Genomic DNA, 17,255 nt, shown 5'->3' on the forward strand with positions numbered 1-17,255 from the left:
GGTCGGGGACTGGGCAGGCGCCACCTGTGTTCCGTACGCCTTTGTACGGGACGTTCTGTGACCGGCCGTCAGACCATCAGGGAGCGGTCCGTCGGGCGGATCGGGGCCGGCAGGTCGCTGGCGCCGGTCAGGAAGCGGTCGCAGCCGCGGGCGGCGGAGCGGCCCTCGGCGATCGCCCACACGATGAGCGACTGGCCGCGGCCGGCGTCACCGGCGACGAAGACGCCCGGCACGTTGGTCTGGAAGTCGGCGTCGCGGGCGATGTTGCCGCGCTCGTCGAGCTCCAGGCCGAACTGCTCGACCAGGCCGTTCTCCCGGTCGGTGCCGGTGAAGCCCATCGCGAGGGTGACCAGCTGGGCCGGGATCTTGCGCTCGGTGCCCGGCTTCGGGGTCAGCCTGCCCTCGACGAACTCCACCTCGGTGAGGTGCAGCCACTGGACGTTGCCGTCCTCGTCGCCCTCGAAGTGGGTCGTGGAGACGGAGTAGACCCGCTCGCCGCCCTCCTCGTGCGCGGACGTCACCTTGTACAGCATCGGGAACGTCGGCCACGGCTGGGTGACGTTGTTCCGCTCCTCGCCCGGGCGGGGCATGATCTCCAGCTGCGTGACGGAGGCCGCGCCCTGGCGGTGGGCGGTGCCCACGCAGTCGGCGCCGGTGTCGCCGCCGCCGATGACCACGACGTGCTTGCCCTCGGCCGAGATCGGGGCGGTGACGTAGTCGCCCTCCTGGACCTTGTTGGCCAGCGGCAGGTACTCCATCGCCTGGTAGACGCCCTTCAACTCCCGCCCGGGGACGGGGAGATCACGGGCGGTGGTGGCGCCGGCGGCGATGACGACCGCGTCGTACCGCTTCTTCAGGTCGGTCGCCTTGAGGTCGCGGCCGATCTCGACACCGGTACGGAAGCGGGTGCCCTCCGCGCGCATCTGCTCGATGCGGCGGTTGATGTGCCGCTTCTCCATCTTGAACTCGGGGATGCCGTAGCGCAGCAGGCCGCCGATGCGGTCGGCCCGCTCGTACACGGCGACGGTGTGGCCCGCCCGGGTCAGCTGCTGGGCGGCGGCCAGGCCGGCCGGGCCCGAGCCGATGACGGCGACCGTCTTGCCCGACAGGCGCTCGGGGATCTGCGCGGCGACCGTGCCGGCGTCCCACGCCTTGTCGATGATCGAGACCTCGACGTTCTTGATGGTGACGGCCGGCTGGTTGATGCCGAGCACGCACGCCGACTCACAGGGAGCCGGGCACAGACGGCCCGTGAACTCCGGGAAGTTGTTCGTGGCGTGCAGGCGCTCGGAGGCCGCCGTCCAGTCCTCGCGGTAGGCGTAGTCGTTCCACTCGGGGATCAGGTTCCCCAGCGGACAGCCGTTGTGGCAGAACGGGATGCCGCAGTCCATGCACCGGCCGGCCTGCTTGCTGATGATCGGCAGCAGGGAGCCGGGGACGTAGACCTCGTTCCAGTCCTTGACGCGCTCCTCGACGGGACGGGACTTGGCGACCTCGCGGCCGTGGTTCAAAAAGCCCTTCGGGTCAGCCATTGATCGCCGCCTCCATCATCTTCTCGGTGATCTCGGACTCGGAGAGTCCCGCCTGCTCGGCGGCGTCCTTGGCGGCGAGCACTGCCTTGTACGTGCTGGGGATGATCTTGCTGAAGCGGTCCACGGCGGTGTCCCACTCGGCCAGCAGCTTCTCGGCGACCGTGGAGCCGGTCTCCTCCTGGTGCCGGCGCACGACGTCGTGCAGCCACTGCTTGTCGGTGTCGTCCAGCGCCTCGACGGAGCCGACGTTGCCGACGTTGACGTTGTCGCGGTCGAGGTCGATCACGTAGGCGATGCCGCCGGACATGCCGGCCGCGAAGTTGCGGCCCGTCGGGCCGAGCACCACCGCGTGACCACCGGTCATGTACTCGCAGCCGTGGTCGCCCACGCCCTCGGAGACGACCAGCGCGCCGGAGTTGCGGACGCAGAACCGCTCACCGCTGCGGCCGCGCAGGAACAGCTCGCCGCCGGTCGCGCCGTAGGCGATGGTGTTGCCCGCGATCGTGGAGTACTCGGCGAGGTGGTCGGCGGCCCGGTCGGGACGCACGATCACCCGGCCGCCGGACAGGCCCTTGCCGACGTAGTCGTTGGCGTCGCCCTCCAGGCGCAGCGTGACACCGCGCGGGAGGAAGGCGCCGAAGGACTGGCCCGCGGAGCCGGTGAAGGTGATGTCGACGGTGTCGTCGGGCAGGCCCGCGCCGCCGAACTTCTTCGTCACCTCGTGGCCGAGCATGGTGCCGACCGTGCGGTTGATGTTGCGGATGGCGACCTGGGCGCGCACCGGCTGGGCGTCGGTCGCGGAGTCCGCGGCCAGCGCGTCGGCGGCGAGCCTGATGAGCTCGTTGTCGAGCGCCTTCGCCAGGCCGTGGTCCTGCTCGATCAGCTGGTGGCGCACCGCGCCCTCGGGCAGCTCGGGCACGTGGAACAGCGGCTCCAGGTCCAGGCCCTGCGCCTTCCAGTGGTTCACCGCGCGCGTCACGTCCAGCGCCTCGGCGTGGCCGACGGCCTCCTCGATGGTGCGGAAGCCGAGCTCGGCGAGGATCTCGCGGACCTCCTGGGCGATGTACTGGAAGAAGTTGACGACGTACTCGGCCTTGCCTGAGAAGCGGTCGCGCAGGACCGGGTTCTGGGTGGCGATGCCGACCGGGCAGGTGTCCAGGTGGCAGACGCGCATCATGACGCAGCCGGAGACGACGAGCGGCGCGGTCGCGAAACCGAACTCCTCGGCGCCGAGCAGCGCGGCGATGACGACGTCGCGGCCGGTCTTGAGCTGGCCGTCGGTCTGCACGACGATGCGGTCGCGCAGGCCGTTGAGCAGCAGGGTCTGCTGGGTCTCGGCGAGACCGAGCTCCCAGGGGCCGCCCGCGTGCTTCAGCGAGGTCAGCGGGGAGGCGCCGGTGCCGCCGTCGTGGCCGGAGATCAGCACGACGTCCGCGTGCGCCTTGGACACGCCCGCCGCGACCGTGCCGACGCCGACCTCGGAGACCAGCTTGACGTGAATCCGCGCCTGCGGGTTCGCGTTCTTCAGGTCGTGGATCAGCTGGGCCAGGTCCTCGATGGAGTAGATGTCGTGGTGCGGCGGCGGGGAGATCAGGCCCACGCCCGGCGTCGAGTGACGCGTCTTGGCGACCCACGGGTAGACCTTGTGGCCGGGCAGCTGGCCGCCCTCGCCGGGCTTGGCGCCCTGCGCCATCTTGATCTGGATGTCGTCCGCGTTGACCAGGTACTCGCTGGTGACGCCGAAGCGGCCGGAGGCGACCTGCTTGATGGCGGACCGGCGGGCCGGGTCGTAGAGGCGGTCCGGGTCCTCGCCGCCCTCACCGGTGTTGGACTTGCCGCCCAGCTGGTTCATGGCGATGGCGAGGGTCTCGTGCGCCTCGCGCGAGATGGAGCCGTACGACATGGCGCCGGTGGAGAACCGCTTGACGATCTCGGAGACGGGCTCGACCTCGTCGATGGAGATCGGCTGCCGGTCCGACTTGAAGCCGAACAGGCCGCGCAGCGTCATCAGGCGCTCGGACTGCTCGTTCACGCGCTCGGTGTACTTCTTGAAGATGTCGTAGCGGCCGGTGCGCGTGGAGTGCTGGAGGCGGAAGACCGTCTCCGGGTCGAACAGGTGCGGCTCGCCCTCGCGGCGCCACTGGTACTCGCCGCCGATGTCCAGCGCGCGGTGCGCGGGAGCGATGCCGGAGGCCGGGTAGGCCTTGGCGTGGCGGGCGGCGACCTCCTTGGCGATGACGTCGATGCCGACGCCGCCGATCTTGGTGGCGGTGCCGTTGAAGTACTTCTCGACGAAGGCGTCGTCGAGGCCGACGGCCTCGAAGACCTGCGCGCCGCGGTAGGAGGCGACGGTCGAGATGCCCATCTTGGACATGACCTTCAGCACGCCCTTGCCGAGGGCGTAGATCAGGTTGCGGATGGCCTGCTCGGCCTCGATGTCCGACAGGAAGGTGCCGGCGCGGACCAGGTCCTCGACCGACTCCATCGCCAGGTACGGGTTCACGGCCGCGGCGCCGTAGCCGATGAGCAGGGCGACGTGGTGGACCTCGCGGACGTCGCCGGCCTCGACCAGCAGGCCCACGTGGGTGCGCTGCTTGGTGCGGATGAGGTGGTGGTGGACGGCCGCGGTCAGCAGCAGCGAGGGGATCGGCGCGTGCTCGGCGTCGGAGTGGCGGTCCGACAGCACGATCAGGCGGGCGCCGTTGTCGATGGCCGCGTCGGCCTCGGCGCAGATCTCCTCGATGCGGGCGGCGAGGGCGTCGCCGCCGCCGGAGACCCGGTACAGGCCGGAGAGCGTCGCGGCCTTGAAGCCGGGCATGTCGCCGTCGGCGTTGATGTGGATGAGCTTGGCCAGCTCGTCGTTGTCGATCACCGGGAAGGGCAGGGTGACCGAGCGGCAGGAGGCGGCCGTCGGGTCGAGCAGGTTGCCCTGCGGGCCCAGGGAGGAGCGCAGCGAGGTGACGAGCTCCTCGCGGATCGCGTCCAGCGGCGGGTTGGTGACCTGCGCGAACAGCTGGGTGAAGTAGTCGAAGAGCAGACGCGGGCGCGAGGACAGCGCGGCGATCGGCGAGTCCGTGCCCATGGAACCGATGGGCTCGGCGCCTGCCTTGGCCATCGGCGCCAGGATGACGCGCAGCTCCTCCTCGGTGTAGCCGAAGGTCTGCTGGCGGCGGGTGACGGAGGCGTGCGTGTGCACGATGTGCTCGCGCTCGGGCAGGTCGGAGAGCTCGATCTCCCCGGCCTCCAGCCACTCCGCGTACGGCAGCTCGGCGGCGAGGCCGGCCTTGATCTCGTCGTCCTCGATGATGCGGTGCTCGGCGGTGTCCACGAGGAACATGCGGCCGGGCTGCAGGCGGCCCTTGCGGACGACCTTGGCCGGGTCGATGTCGAGGACGCCGACCTCGGAACCGAGGACGACGAGGCCGTCGTCGGTGACCCAGTAGCGGCCGGGGCGCAGGCCGTTGCGGTCGAGGACCGCGCCGACCTGGGTGCCGTCGGTGAAGGTGACGCAGGCCGGGCCGTCCCAGGGCTCCATCATCGTGGCGTGGAACTGGTAGAAGGCGCGCCGGGCCGGGTCCATGGAGTCGTGGTTCTCCCACGCCTCCGGGATCATCATCAGCACGGAGTGCGGCAGCGAACGGCCGCCCAGGTGCAGGAGTTCGAGCACCTCGTCGAAGGAGGCGGAGTCGGAGGCGTCCGGCGTGCAGATCGGGAAGATCCGCTCCAGGCCCTTGTCCCCGAACAGGTCGGAGACCAGCTGCGACTCGCGGGCGACCATCCAGTTGCGGTTGCCCTTGACGGTGTTGATCTCACCGTTGTGGGCGACGAAGCGGTAGGGGTGCGCGAGCGGCCACGACGGGAAGGTGTTCGTGGAGAAGCGCGAGTGGACCAGGGCGATGGCCGAGGCGAAACGGCGGTCGGACAGGTCCGGGAAGAAGGGCTCCAGCTGGCCGGTGGTCAGCATGCCCTTGTAGACGATGGTGCGGGCCGACAGCGACGGGAAGTAGACGCCGACCTCGCGCTCGGCGCGCTTGCGCAGCGCGAACGCCTTGCGGTCGAGGGTGATGCCCTGCGACGCGCCGTCCGTGACGAAGATCTGCCGGAAGGCGGGCATCGTCGAACGGGCGGTGGCGCCCAGCAGTTCGGGGGCGACCGGGACCTCGCGCCAGCCGAGCACCGTGAGGCCCTCGTCGGCGGCGATCGTCTCGATGCGTGAGACGGCCTCGGCGGTCCCGTCCTCGGGGAGGAAGGCGATGCCGACGGCGTAGCGGCCCGCCTCGGGCAGGTCGAATCCGGCCACGTCGCGGAAGAAGGCGTCGGGCACCTGGGAGAGGATGCCGGCGCCGTCGCCGGAGTCCGGCTCCGAGCCGGTGGCACCGCGGTGCTCCAGGTTGCGCAGGACGGTCAGGGCCTGTTCGACCAGGGTGTGGGACGCCTCGCCGGTGAGGGTGGCCACGAAGCCGACGCCGCACGCGTCGTGCTCGAAGCGGGGGTCGTACATACCCTGCGCAGCAGGGCGAGCATCCATGAAGGACCAGTTCTGGCCATTCGCGGAATGCTGGGACGGCTGGCGCGGCGTACGCATCGGCTCTCCCGTCGTCGTCTCAAGTGGCATGCATATTGCCGAGGGACGACGTTGGCCCTCTGCGGAGTGCAAAATTTCGTGCAGGTTACATGATGGAGCGATTCTCGGGAACCGGGATATCCCGTTCCAACATGCGGACACCGCGCGGCTGCGGCGCGGGTGCCGCGCCTGCGGTGGAAGCTATGGGGGCCGAACGGGACAGATCGATGTCCGCCGACCCGAAAGGCGGGGAGAGCTGCGTCGCCCTTCCCGCGGATGCGCGGCAGGCCTCATTGCCTGCAGCGCGTACGGCTCATGCCCGGTGGTCAACCATTCGAAACCAGCGAGTAACGGCTACTTATGCGGCCCAACGCATAAGTACCAGCCGCCCTATCCTACGGCCGTTCCGAAGAAGCTGCCCAGGGCGTACGTCACACCCGCCGCGGCACCACCGAGAGCGAGCTGACGCAGACCGCTGTACCACCAGCTGCGCGCGGTCACCCGGGCCACCACCGCACCGCAGGCGAAGAGCCCGAACAGCGCGAGCAGCAGGGCCGGCCACAGCGCGGTCGCACCGAGCAGGTACGGCAGTACGGGCAGCAGGGCGCCCAGCGCGAAGGAGCCGAACGAGGAGACGGCGGCGACGAGCGGCGAGGGCAGGTCGCTCGGATCGATCCCGAGCTCCTCGCGGGCGTGGATCTCCAGGGCCTGCTCGGGGTCCTTCGACAGCTGCCGGGCGACCTCGCGGGCCAGCGCGGGCTCGACGCCCCGGGCCTGGTACAGGGCCGCCAGCTCGGCCTCCTCGTCGGCCGGGTGCTTGCGCAGCTCGGCACGCTCCACGGCCAGCTCGGCCTCGACGAGCTCGCGCTGCGAGGCGACGGAGGTGTACTCTCCGGCGGCCATCGAGAAGGCGCCCGCGGCGAGCCCGGCGAGGCCGGTCAGCACGAGGGTGCTCGGGCTCACGGCCCCGCCGGCGACACCGGTCATCAGCGCGAGGTTGGAGACCAGCCCGTCCATGGCCCCGAACACGGCCGGCCGCAGCCAGCCCCCGTTGACGTCCCGGTGCGTGTGGTTGTCACGGTGCGCCTCGTGGAGCGTGGCCTCGGTCTCGATGATCGCCATAGCGGGGGTCCCCCAGGGAAGCTAAGCCAAAGCTAACTTTGGACAATGTCTACTCTTCGACAACACGGAACCTACGCCTTCGCATTCCCGTCCGCCAGCAAGGAAAGGCTGGGCTAACCTGCGCTTTCGTGGTGTCGACCGGGTGACATGAGGCCCCTCGAGGCTGAGGTCAACCGCCGATGGTGGGACTTATCCCCAAAGGGTTTCGCGCCCTTGACGGACAAAGGGGCCCGCGCCCTGTACGGCCCCCCTCCCGGAGAGGCCCCGTATGCCATCGATCCGCGAACGCGCACGCGGCGCACTGCTCGGTCTGGCGGTCGGGGACGCCCTCGGGGCCCCCGCCGAGAACCTGAGACCGTCGGAGATCAGGGCCCGCTGGGGCCGTATCACCGGTTACGTCGCGGACGAGCCGTCCGGCACGGACGACACGGAGTACGCGATCTTCTCCGGCCTGCTGCTGGCCCGCCACGGCTCGGCCCTCACCCCGGCCCATGTGGAGGCGGCCTGGCACGAGTGGATCGCGGACCGCGCGGAGGGCCCCTTCCGCGGGGCGGGCTTCAGCGAACGCGGCACCCTGCAGAACCTCCGCCGCGGTCTCGCGGCCCCCATCTCGGCCCAGCACCGGCACGCCTGGAGCGACGGCCTGGCCATGCGCGCGGCCCCCTTCGGCGTCTTCGCGGCGGGCCGCCCCGCCGAGGCGGCCCGGCTGGCGGCGATCGACGGCTCGGTGAGCCACGAGGGCGAGGGCATCTACGGCGGCCAGGCGGTGGCGGCCGGGGTGGCGGCGGCGATGGCGGGCGCGCCGCCGACCGCCGTGGTCGCCTCGGCCCTCGCGGTCGTCCCCGACGACTCCTGGACGGCCCGCTCCCTGCGCCGCGCCGTCACGGTGGCCCACCGCGGCGAACGGGCGGTCCGCTCGGCGGTCGTCATCGGCGGCTACCCCTGGACCGACCTGGCCCCGGAGGCCGTGGCGCTGGCCTTCGGCGCGTACGCGGCGGCCGACGGCGACTTCCGCGACGCGGTCCTCACCGCGGTGAACATGGGCCGCGACGCGGACACCACGGCCGCGGTCGCGGGCGCGCTGGCCGGCGCGACACGGGGCGAGGCGGAGATCCCGCGGGAGTGGGCGTCCGCGATCGGCCCGGCCCGGGGAACCTGCCTGCCGGCGATGGCGGGACACCACGTCCTGAAGGTGGCCGACCTGCTGACGACGACCCTCACGGAGGCCACCCCATGACACCACCCCTCCCCTGGGACGAGGGCACGACCACCACCGAACCGACGCTCGCGACGATTCTCGAGCCCGCGGTCGAGACGGTGATCAGCCCCCTGCCGTACGAGCCCGCGGTCGCCGACGGCGAGGACGCCCCACAGGGGCCACCCTCACCCGACGACGCGATCCGCACGGGTGGTGCGGGTGGGTACGGATCCGCCGAAGGCGAAGCCGAGGCGTACCCCGGCACCCAGCGAACCGTCGGCCTCCTGCTCGGCCTCGCCGCAGGCGACGCCGCCGGCTGGCCCGCCGCCCGCCACAGAGCCGCCCGCATGCCCGACTGGACCCGCCGCCTCACCCGCGAACTCGACACCTTCGCCGAGACCAACGCCACGACCACCCTCCCCGTCCCCCTCGCCCTCAACCAGCCCCCCGAGCCCCTCCACCTCGGCCCCTCCGACGACGCGGAATGGGCGGCCTTCACAGCGGAGGCCCTGCTGCGCGCCGGCGACGACACCGTCCTCGCCGACCTCGGCCGGGAACGCCGTACGAGGGCCGCCATCGACCTCACCTGGAACGCCCTGGCGAGCGAGGTGGCCGCCGCGGCACAACGCGCCCCCGAGGTCGAGTCCGCCGTCCTGCCCCTGCGCGCCCGCATCTCCGTCCGCGCCGGCCTCGGCAACCTCGCCGCCGGCCTGCGCCCACCCGCCACCGGCCACGACAACCCCCACTACTTCGACGACGCGGCCTGCGTCAGGGCCTGCGTCCTCGCCGTCGCCCACCCCGGCGACCCCCGACTCGCCGCGGACCTGGCCGAGTTCGACGCCCGCTACACCCAGGACGGCGACGGGGTGCACGGCGCCCGCGCGATGGCGGCGGCCGTCTCCCTCGCCCTGACCGGCGCGGACGCGGGCACCTGCGTCTCGGCGGCCCTGGCCCAGCTCCCCGAGGGCAGCGAGATCGGCCGCAACGCCCGCCACGCCCTGAAGCTGGCCCACGACACCGAATCGGCCTTCGCCCTGGTCCCCCTCCTGGAGCACCAGATCGTCGACCACGTCTACAGCTACGGCATCGCGGCGGCCGAGACGGTCCCGGTGGCCCTGGCCCTGACCGTCGCCGCCCGGGGCCGTATCACCGAGGCCGTACCGGCCGCGGCCTGTCTGTCGCGGGTCGCCGACTCCGCCCCGGCCCTGGCGGGCGCCCTGACCGGCGCGCTGGGCGGCGGCGCGTCGATCCCCGCGAGCTGGCGGGACGCCTGCCGCACGCTCTCCGGCTGCGCGCTGCCCCGCCTCACCGGCACCGACCTGGTGGAACTCGCCGAACTCCTGGAAGCCGTACAACCGGCCCCGCCGGGTGGATGATTCGGGTCATGACGCCCAAACACCCAGAAAAGAACCTAGAGGACAGCATCTCCGGAGCCCTGGTGGGCGCGGCGGTGGGCGACGCGTTGGGCGGCCCGGTCGAGGGCTACTCCCCCGCCCAGATCCTCGAACGCCACGGCGGCCGCGTCCACGGCGTCGTCGGCCCCTGGAACGGCGACGCCTGGCGCACGGCGCGCCCCCTGGCGCCGTACCACAAGGGCGACGGCCACGTCACCGACGACACCTTGATGACCCATGCCCTGGTACGGGTCTACGCGACCGTCCGCGACCACCTGGACGCGTACGCCATCGCCGACCACCTGGTCCCGGACCTGATGACGAACCCGCGCTGGATCCCGGAGCTGGAGCAGGAGGCCCTTCCCCTGCACCGCCTCTTCCTCGCCGAGAAGTGGCTGGTGACCCGCCTCCACTACGCCCACGCGGACCCCCGCGAGGCCGGCGTCGGCAACATCGTCAACTGCGGCGCGGCGATGTACATGGCCCCGGTCGGACTGGTCAACGCGGCCGACCCGGCGCGCGCCTACGCCGAGGCGATCGACGTCGCGGGCGCCCACCAGTCGTCGTACGGCCGGGAGGCGGCGGGCGTGTTCGCGGCGGCGGTGGCGGCCGCCTGCGCCCCGGACGCGACCGCGGACTCGGTCGTCGCCGCGGCCCTCGCCCTGGCGAAGGACGGCACCCGCGCGGCGATCGAGCAGGTCTGCGAAGTGGCGTCCCGCCACACGGACTTCGAGTCCGCCCTGGTCCCCCTCCGGGAGGCGGTCACCCCGTACGACACCGTGGGCCCCGACTACCGCCGGCCCTCCCTCGGCGCGCGCCGCCCCTCCCGTCTGCACGCCATCGAGGAACTCCCCGTGGCGCTGGGCATGGTGCTGGTGTCGAGCGGCGACTACCGGCACGCGGTCCTCGGTGCCGTCAACTACGGCCGCGACTGCGACTCCATCGCGACGATGGCGGGCGCGCTGACCGGCGCCCTGGGCTCGCCGGTGCCTCAGGACTGGTCGAAGACGGTGGCCGAGGCGAGCCGCCTGGACCTGTGGGAGCCGGCCGCCACCCTCACTGACGTCACCCGGGAGATCTTCGAACGGGACGTGCGCCGCCGCCGGGCCCACGAGTCGGCGTTCACCGAGATCGGGGGCCTGAGATGCTCCGACTGACCTGGGTCCAGCCGGAGGACCTGCTCGGCCACGAACTGCGCCAGGCACGGCTGGACGGCCGGGAGCCCGCGGCGATCGCGGCGCGGTGGCGGGCGGCGGGCGCCCCGGACGCCCCGACCTCGGCGGGCGCGTCGGCCGGCCGGCCCTCGCGCTACCTGCGGCAACTCGCGGAGGACCTGCTCGACGAACTCGCCGATCTGCCGGACCGGTTGGCGGACTCCGAGCCGACGGACCTCGCGCGGATCAAGGCGCTGTGCCCGCACTGGCCGGCGCCGGTGAGCGACCTGACCCCGACACCGGCCGGCCTGGAAGCCGCCTGGCTGGGACGCGCGGTCGGCTGCCTCCTGGGCAAGCCCGTGGAGAAGCTCCCCCTCGAAGCCGTCCGCGCGCTGGCCCGGTCCACCGGCAACTGGCCGCTCGGCACCTACTTCACGGCCAAGGGCGTCCCCGAGGACCTTCTGCGCGCCCACCCCTGGAACCGCCGCTCCGCCCCCACCTCACTCGCCGAGAACATCGACGGCATGCCGGAGGACGACGACCTCAACTACCCGCTTCTCAACCTGCTGTTGCTGCAACGCCACGGCCGCCGCTTCACCCTCGACGACGTGGCACGGCTCTGGCTCGACGAGCTCCCGGCCGGCCGCACCTTCACGGCCGAGCGCATCGCCTACCGGAACCTCCTCAGCGGCGTCGAACCCCCGCACACCGCCCGCCACCGCAACCCCTTCCGGGAATGGATCGGCGCCCTCATCCGCGCCGACGTCCACGGCTGGACCAACCCCGGCGACCCGGCCGCCGCGGCGGAACAGGCCCACACCGACGCCACCCTCACCCACACCGCCAACGGCGTCTACGCGGCCATGTTCACGGCCGCCACCATCGCGTGCGCGGCGACCGGCACCCACGACGTCCACGCCTGCCTGCGCACCGGCCTCACCGTCATCCCACCCCGCTCACGGCTGTCCGAGGCGATCCGTCACGCCGTGCGACTCGCCCACGAACACGCCGACTTCGACACGATCGTGGACGAACTCCACGCCACCTACGGCGCCACCCACCACTGGGTCCACGCCATCCCCAACACCGCCCTGATCGCCGCCGCCCTCACCCACGCCGACGGCGACTTCACCGGCTCCGTCTCCCGCGCGGTGGGCGGCGGCTGGGACACCGACAGCAACGGCGCCACCACCGGCGGCATCGCCGCCCTCCTCGCCGGCACCCCCACCGCGCTCCCCCACCACTGGACGGCCCCGCTGAAGAACCGGCTGGCCACCTCCGTCGGCGACTTCCACGGCATCGGCTTCGACACCCTGGCCCACCTGACCCACCGGGAGGCATCCCGCCCATGACCCACATCGTCGTGCTGGGCAGCATGAACATGGACCTCGTCACCTACGTCGAGAAGGCGCCGCAGCGCGGAGAGACCGTGACGGGACGGGAGTTCCGCACGATCCCCGGCGGCAAGGGCGCCAACCAGGCCATCGCCGCGGCCCACGCGGGCGCCACCGTCTCGATGATCGGCGCCGTCGGCACCGACCCGTACGGCCCCCGCCTGCGCGCCACCCTCGAAGGCTCGGGCGTCGACACCGATCTGCTGCGCACCATCGAGGGCCCCTCCGGCACGGCCCACATCGTCGTGGACGACGAGGGTGGCAACGCCATCGTCGTGATCCCCGGAGCGAACGGCACCGTCGACCACCTCGGCCCCGGCGACGAGGCCCTGATCGCCTCCGCCGACACCCTGCTCCTCCAGCTGGAGATCCCGATGCCGGCGGTCGTCGCGGGCGCGCGGGCCGCCCGTGCCCACGGCGTCCGCACCGTCCTCACCCCCGCCCCCGCCCAGCCCCTGCCGGCCGAACTCCTCGCCGCCGTCGACCTGTTGGTGCCCAACGAGTACGAGGCGATCACCCTCACCGGCCGGACCGACGCCGTCGAGGCGGCCATCGCCCTGCTGGACAGCGTCCCGGCGGTGGTCGTCACGCTCGGCGCGGCGGGCAGCCTGTACGTCGCGCGCGGCGCCGAACCGCTCGCCGTCCCCGCCCCGCAGGTGACCGCCGTGGACTCCACCGGCGCGGGCGACACCTTCGTCGGCGCGCTCACCACGGCCCTCGGCGAGGAGCGGCCGATCCGCGAGGCCCTGCGGTGGGCAGCAGCAGCCGCGGCCCTCTCCGTCCAGCGGCCGGGCGCCTCCGCGTCGATGCCGTACCGCTCAGAGATCGAGGCCCGGTACCCGTCATGACCACAGCCCCCGCCCCCCGCACCGCACCGCTCACCGGTCTGCGCGTCCTCGACCTCGCCACCCTCTTCGCCGGTCCCCTCGCCGCCACCATGCTCGGCGACTTCGGCGCGGAGGTGATCAAGGTCGAGCACCCCGGGAAACCCGACCCGTCACGCGGGCACGGCCCGTCGAAGGACGGCATCGGCCTGTGGTGGAAGATCCTCGGCCGCAACAAGCGCACGATCACCCTCGACCTGTCCAAGAGGGGCGGCCGCGCCACACTGCTGCGGCTCGCGGCCGAGGCCGACGTACTGATCGAGAACTTCCGCCCCGGCACCCTGGAGAAGTGGGACCTCGGCTGGCCGGAGCTCTCCGCCGTCAACCCGCGTCTGGTCCTCACCCGCGTCACCGGCTTCGGCCAGTTCGGGCCCTACGCCCACCGTCCCGGCTTCGGCACCCTCGCCGAGGCGATGAGCGGCTTCGCCGCAATCACCGGCGAGCCCGACGCCCCGCCGACGCTGCCGCCCTTCGGCCTCGCCGACAACATCGCGGGTCTGGCGACGGCGTACGCCGTCATGACGGCCCTCGCCGCCCGCGAACGCACCGGCGAGGGCCAGGTCGTCGACATGGCGATCATCGAACCGATCCTCACCGTGCTCGGCCCCCAGCCGACCTGGTACGACCAGCTCGGCTACGTCCAGCGGCGCACCGGCAACCGCTCCGCCAACAACGCCCCGCGCAACGCCTACCGCACGGCCGACGGCACCTGGGTCGCCGTCTCCACCTCGGCCCAGTCGATCGCGGAACGGCTGATGACACTGGTCGGCAGGCCCGACCTGATCGACGAGCCGTGGTTCGCGACGGGCGCCGGCCGCGCAGCGCACGCCGACGTCCTCGACCAGGCGGTCGGCGCCTGGATCGCCGCCCGTACCCGCACCGAGGTGCTGGCGGCCTTCGAGAAGGCGGAGGCGGCGGTCGCCCCCATCCAGGACGTACGGGACGTGCTGACCGACCCGCAGTACCAGGCCCTCGACACCGTCACCACCCTGGACGACCCCGACCTGGGCCCGCTGCGCATGCAGAACGTCCTCTTCCGGCTCTCCCACACGCCCGGCGCGATCCGCTGGGCGGGCCGCGCGCACGGCGCCGACACGACGGAGGTCCTCACCGAACTGGGCCTGACGGCGGCCGAGTTGGCGGCCCTGCGCGAGGAGGGCGCGGTATGACGCCACCGACCCCGCTGACCTGGCTGTACGTGCCGGGCGACCGGCCTGGCGTGGTCGCCAAGGCGCTGGTCTCCGGCGCCGACGTCGTCATCGTCGACCTGGAGGACGCGGTCGCCCCGGAACGCAAGGCCTACGCCCGGGAGGCCACCGCCGACCTGCTGTCCTGCCGCCAGCCCGTCCCGGTCCACGTCCGCGTGAACGCCCTCGACGGCCCCCTCGCGGCCCGGGACCTGGAGGCGATCGCGCCGCTCCCCGGCCTCGCGGGTCTACGGCTGCCCAAGGTGACGTCCCCGGCCCAGGTGACCCGCATCGCCGCGGCCACCGCCCGCGCCTCGGTCTCCGGGGCGGCCCCCGGCCTGTACGCCCTGCTGGAGACGGCCCTGGGCGTGGAGCACGCCTACGCCATCGCCGCCGCCCACCCGTCCCTGCGCGGCATCTCCCTCGGCGAGTCGGATCTCCGCGCCGACCTCGGCGTACGCGAGGACGCGGGTCTCGACTGGTCCCGTTCCCGGGTGATCGTCGCGGCGCGGGCGGCACGACTGCCCCCGCCGCCCCAGTCGGTCCACCCCGACATCCGCGACCTGGAGGGCCTGGCCGCCTCGTGCACCCGCGGCCGCGGCCTCGGCTTCCTCGGCCGCGCCGCCATCCACCCCCGCCAGCTCCCGATCATCGAACGCGCCTACCTCCCCACCCAGCGGGAGATCGAGGAGGCGGAGACGATCGTGAAGGCGGCGACCCGCGAGAAGGGCGCCCAGGCCCTCCCGGACGGCCGCTTCATCGACGCGGCGGTGGTGGCGGCGGCCCAGCGCACCCTTTCGCTGACCAGCCGAAACCGCTGAGATTCGGTCCGCCCGCGGGCTTCCCCCGCCGCGACGGCGAGAACCACGACGGCGGGTCCCGGCGGTGCCAAACCCACCGGGACCCGCCGTCGAACGAACAGCTCAGCTCTTCTTGGCCGACTCGGCGTCGTCCTTGACCTCGTCCTTGACCTCGTCCTTGACCTCGTCGGTCGCCTTGTCCTCGATCTCGACGTCGGCGTGGTCGCCGGAGGCACTCTCAACGCCGGAGGCCTCCTCACCGCCGGAGGCCTCGGGGGCGCCGTCGGTCACACCCGGCTCGACCACCGCTTCCCGCCCCGGCCGCTTCTTCGCCGAGACCACGATGTACGCCACCGCCAGCAGGAACACGATCCCCGCGGTCCAGTCGTTCAGCCGCAGCCCCAGGATGTGGTGCGCGTCGTCGACCCGCATGTACTCGATCCAGGCCCGGCCCACGCAGTACGCGGCGACGTACAGGGCGAACGCCCGCCCGTGCCCCATGGTGAAGCGCTTGTCGGCCCAGATGACCAGCAGTGCCACGCCGATGCACCACAGGGACTCGTACAGGAAGGTGGGGTGGTAGTACCCGGGCACGCGGCCGTCCGTCGAGGACGTGATGTGCAGCGCCCAGGGGACGTGCGTCTCCTTGCCGTACAGCTCCTGGTTGAACCAGTTGCCCCAGCGGCCGCAGGCCTGCGCGAGGGCGATGCCGGGTGCGACCGCGTCGGCGTACGCGGGCATCGGGATGCCCCGCCGGCGGCAGCCGATCCAGGCGCCCAGCGCGCCGAGCGCGATCGCGCCCCAGATGCCGAGGCCGCCCTGCCACACCTTGAAGGCGTCCACCCAGTCGCGGCCCTGGCTGAAGTACAGCTCGTAGTCCGTGATCACGTGGTAGAGCCGGCCGCCGACGAGGCCGAAGGGCACCGCCCAGACAGCGATGTCGGCCACCGTCCCGGCCCGCCCGCCGCGGGCGATCCAGCGCTTGTTGCCGAGCCAGACCGCGACGAAGACGCCGATGATGATGCAGAAGGCATAGCCGCGCAGCGGAATGGGGCCGAGATACAGCACCCCGCGTGACGGGCTCGGAATGTAGGCAAGTTCTTCCATGGCAGGGTCGACGCTACCGTGCCGGACCGGGCCCACGGCAGGCAGCCCGGCTACGGGTCCATAACGGGCGGGTGTGAATGCGCCCGCCGCGCCTTACCCCTTGTCGGCCTGCTGCACCAGCTGCTTCAGCTTCGCGGGGGTCATCGACTGGTCCTGGTAGATGTTCTTGCCGTTCAGCAGCACGGTCGGGGTGCCGGTGAAACCGCTCGACTTGAACGCGGCGTTCGACTTGTCCACCCAGCCGTCGTGCGTGCCCTTGTCGACGCAGGCACGGAAGGCCGTCGTGTCGAGCCCGCCCACCTTGCCGGCCAGCGCGATGAGCTTGGTGTTGTCGCTGAAGGCGTCGTTGGTCTCCTCGGGCTGGTTGTCGTAGAGCACGTCGTGGTAGTCGCGGAACCTGCCCGCGTCCTGGGCGCAGGCCGCGGCGTTGCCCGCGCGCAGGGAGCCGGTGCCGCCGAGGTTGCCGTCGATGAGCCTGACCAGGTGGTACTCGATCCTGAGCTGTCCGGAGTCGGCCAGTTCGTGGAGCGTGGGGCGGTACGCCGCCTCGAAGGCCTTGCAGGCCGGGCAGCGGAAGTCCTCCCAGACGGTGAGCGTGGACTTGGCGCCGTCCTTGCCGACCGGGACCGCCAGGCCGTCCTTGCCCTGGGCCCCCGACGGTGCGGTGGCCGGGCCGGAACTCTTGGAGCCCTTGTCCTTGCCGGCGTTCGCGGCGGCCACGCCGATCACCGCCGCGAGCCCGAGCACGCAGACCACGCTCGCGCCGACGATCAGGGCCCGCCGCCGCTTCTCGGCGGTCTTCTGCTTCTCGCGCTCGGCCGCCAGCCGCTCCCGGGCGGTGCGCTTTCCCTCATGGTTCTTCTCGCTCACACCCAGGGAACGAACCGGGGAGGCGCAGCGCGCCTCCCCGGTCCCAGGT

Annotated in this window: 12 protein-coding genes; 7 read left to right on the plus strand and 5 right to left on the minus strand. The window is 72.5% G+C overall.

The window, feature by feature from the left end:
* Positions 1-68: 68 nt before the first annotated feature.
* The 3 genes from M8J74_RS01970 to M8J74_RS01980 all read right to left on the minus strand — a co-directional run bounded on the left by M8J74_RS01970 (position 69) and on the right by M8J74_RS01980 (position 7,218).
* Positions 69-1,532: a glutamate synthase subunit beta gene (locus M8J74_RS01970; RefSeq protein ID WP_249834726.1), complete on the minus strand. Its 1,464-nt coding sequence runs from the start codon at positions 1,530-1,532 to the stop codon at positions 69-71.
* Positions 1,525-6,117, minus strand: coding sequence for a glutamate synthase large subunit (gltB, locus tag M8J74_RS01975; RefSeq protein ID WP_249834727.1), 4,593 nt, complete (start codon positions 6,115-6,117; stop codon positions 1,525-1,527). Before gltB ends, M8J74_RS01970 begins: the two co-directional genes overlap by 8 nt.
* 369 nt (positions 6,118-6,486) lie before the next feature.
* Positions 6,487-7,218, minus strand: coding sequence for a VIT1/CCC1 transporter family protein (locus tag M8J74_RS01980; protein WP_249834728.1), 732 nt, complete (start codon positions 7,216-7,218; stop codon positions 6,487-6,489).
* A gap of 268 nt (positions 7,219-7,486) precedes the next feature.
* Between M8J74_RS01980 and M8J74_RS01985 the strand changes: the two genes are divergently transcribed.
* From M8J74_RS01985 to M8J74_RS02015, 7 genes are read left to right on the plus strand one after another with little or no spacing between them, the layout of a single operon-like run.
* Positions 7,487-8,455, plus strand: coding sequence for an ADP-ribosylglycohydrolase family protein (locus M8J74_RS01985; RefSeq protein ID WP_249834729.1), 969 nt, complete (start codon positions 7,487-7,489; stop codon positions 8,453-8,455).
* On the plus strand, positions 8,452-9,792 hold the full coding sequence (locus M8J74_RS01990; protein WP_249834730.1) for an ADP-ribosylglycohydrolase family protein: 1,341 nt from the start codon (positions 8,452-8,454) through the stop codon (positions 9,790-9,792). The genes M8J74_RS01985 and M8J74_RS01990 overlap by 4 nt, the downstream gene beginning before the upstream one ends.
* Before the next feature lie 8 nt (positions 9,793-9,800).
* Positions 9,801-10,967, plus strand: coding sequence for an ADP-ribosylglycohydrolase family protein (locus tag M8J74_RS01995; protein ID WP_249834731.1), 1,167 nt, complete (start codon positions 9,801-9,803; stop codon positions 10,965-10,967).
* Positions 10,955-12,316, plus strand: a complete 1,362-nt coding sequence (locus M8J74_RS02000) for an ADP-ribosylglycohydrolase family protein (protein ID WP_249834732.1) — start codon at positions 10,955-10,957, stop codon at positions 12,314-12,316. The genes M8J74_RS01995 and M8J74_RS02000 overlap by 13 nt, the downstream gene beginning before the upstream one ends.
* Complete coding sequence (gene rbsK, locus M8J74_RS02005) at positions 12,313-13,206, plus strand: ribokinase (RefSeq protein WP_249834733.1); 894 nt, start codon at positions 12,313-12,315, stop codon at positions 13,204-13,206. Before M8J74_RS02000 ends, rbsK begins: the two co-directional genes overlap by 4 nt.
* Positions 13,203-14,411: a CaiB/BaiF CoA transferase family protein gene (locus M8J74_RS02010; protein ID WP_249834734.1), complete on the plus strand. Its 1,209-nt coding sequence runs from the start codon at positions 13,203-13,205 to the stop codon at positions 14,409-14,411. The genes rbsK and M8J74_RS02010 overlap by 4 nt, the downstream gene beginning before the upstream one ends.
* Positions 14,408-15,250: an HpcH/HpaI aldolase/citrate lyase family protein gene (locus M8J74_RS02015; protein ID WP_249834735.1), complete on the plus strand. Its 843-nt coding sequence runs from the start codon at positions 14,408-14,410 to the stop codon at positions 15,248-15,250. Before M8J74_RS02010 ends, M8J74_RS02015 begins: the two co-directional genes overlap by 4 nt.
* Before the next feature lie 102 nt (positions 15,251-15,352).
* On the opposite strand, the gene lgt is transcribed toward M8J74_RS02015, so the two are convergent.
* Positions 15,353-16,336 carry a prolipoprotein diacylglyceryl transferase gene (gene lgt, locus M8J74_RS02020; protein WP_249834736.1) on the minus strand — a complete coding sequence of 328 codons (984 nt, stop codon included), beginning with the start codon at positions 16,334-16,336 and terminating at the stop codon, positions 15,353-15,355.
* A gap of 93 nt (positions 16,337-16,429) precedes the next feature.
* Positions 16,430-17,206, minus strand: coding sequence for a DsbA family protein (locus M8J74_RS02025; protein WP_249834737.1), 777 nt, complete (start codon positions 17,204-17,206; stop codon positions 16,430-16,432).
* Positions 17,207-17,255: the final 49 nt, after the last annotated feature.

Origin of the sequence: Streptomyces panaciradicis, assembly GCF_023516615.1 — a bacterium.
GTDB classification, from domain to species: Bacteria; Actinomycetota; Actinomycetes; order Streptomycetales; family Streptomycetaceae; genus Streptomyces; species Streptomyces panaciradicis.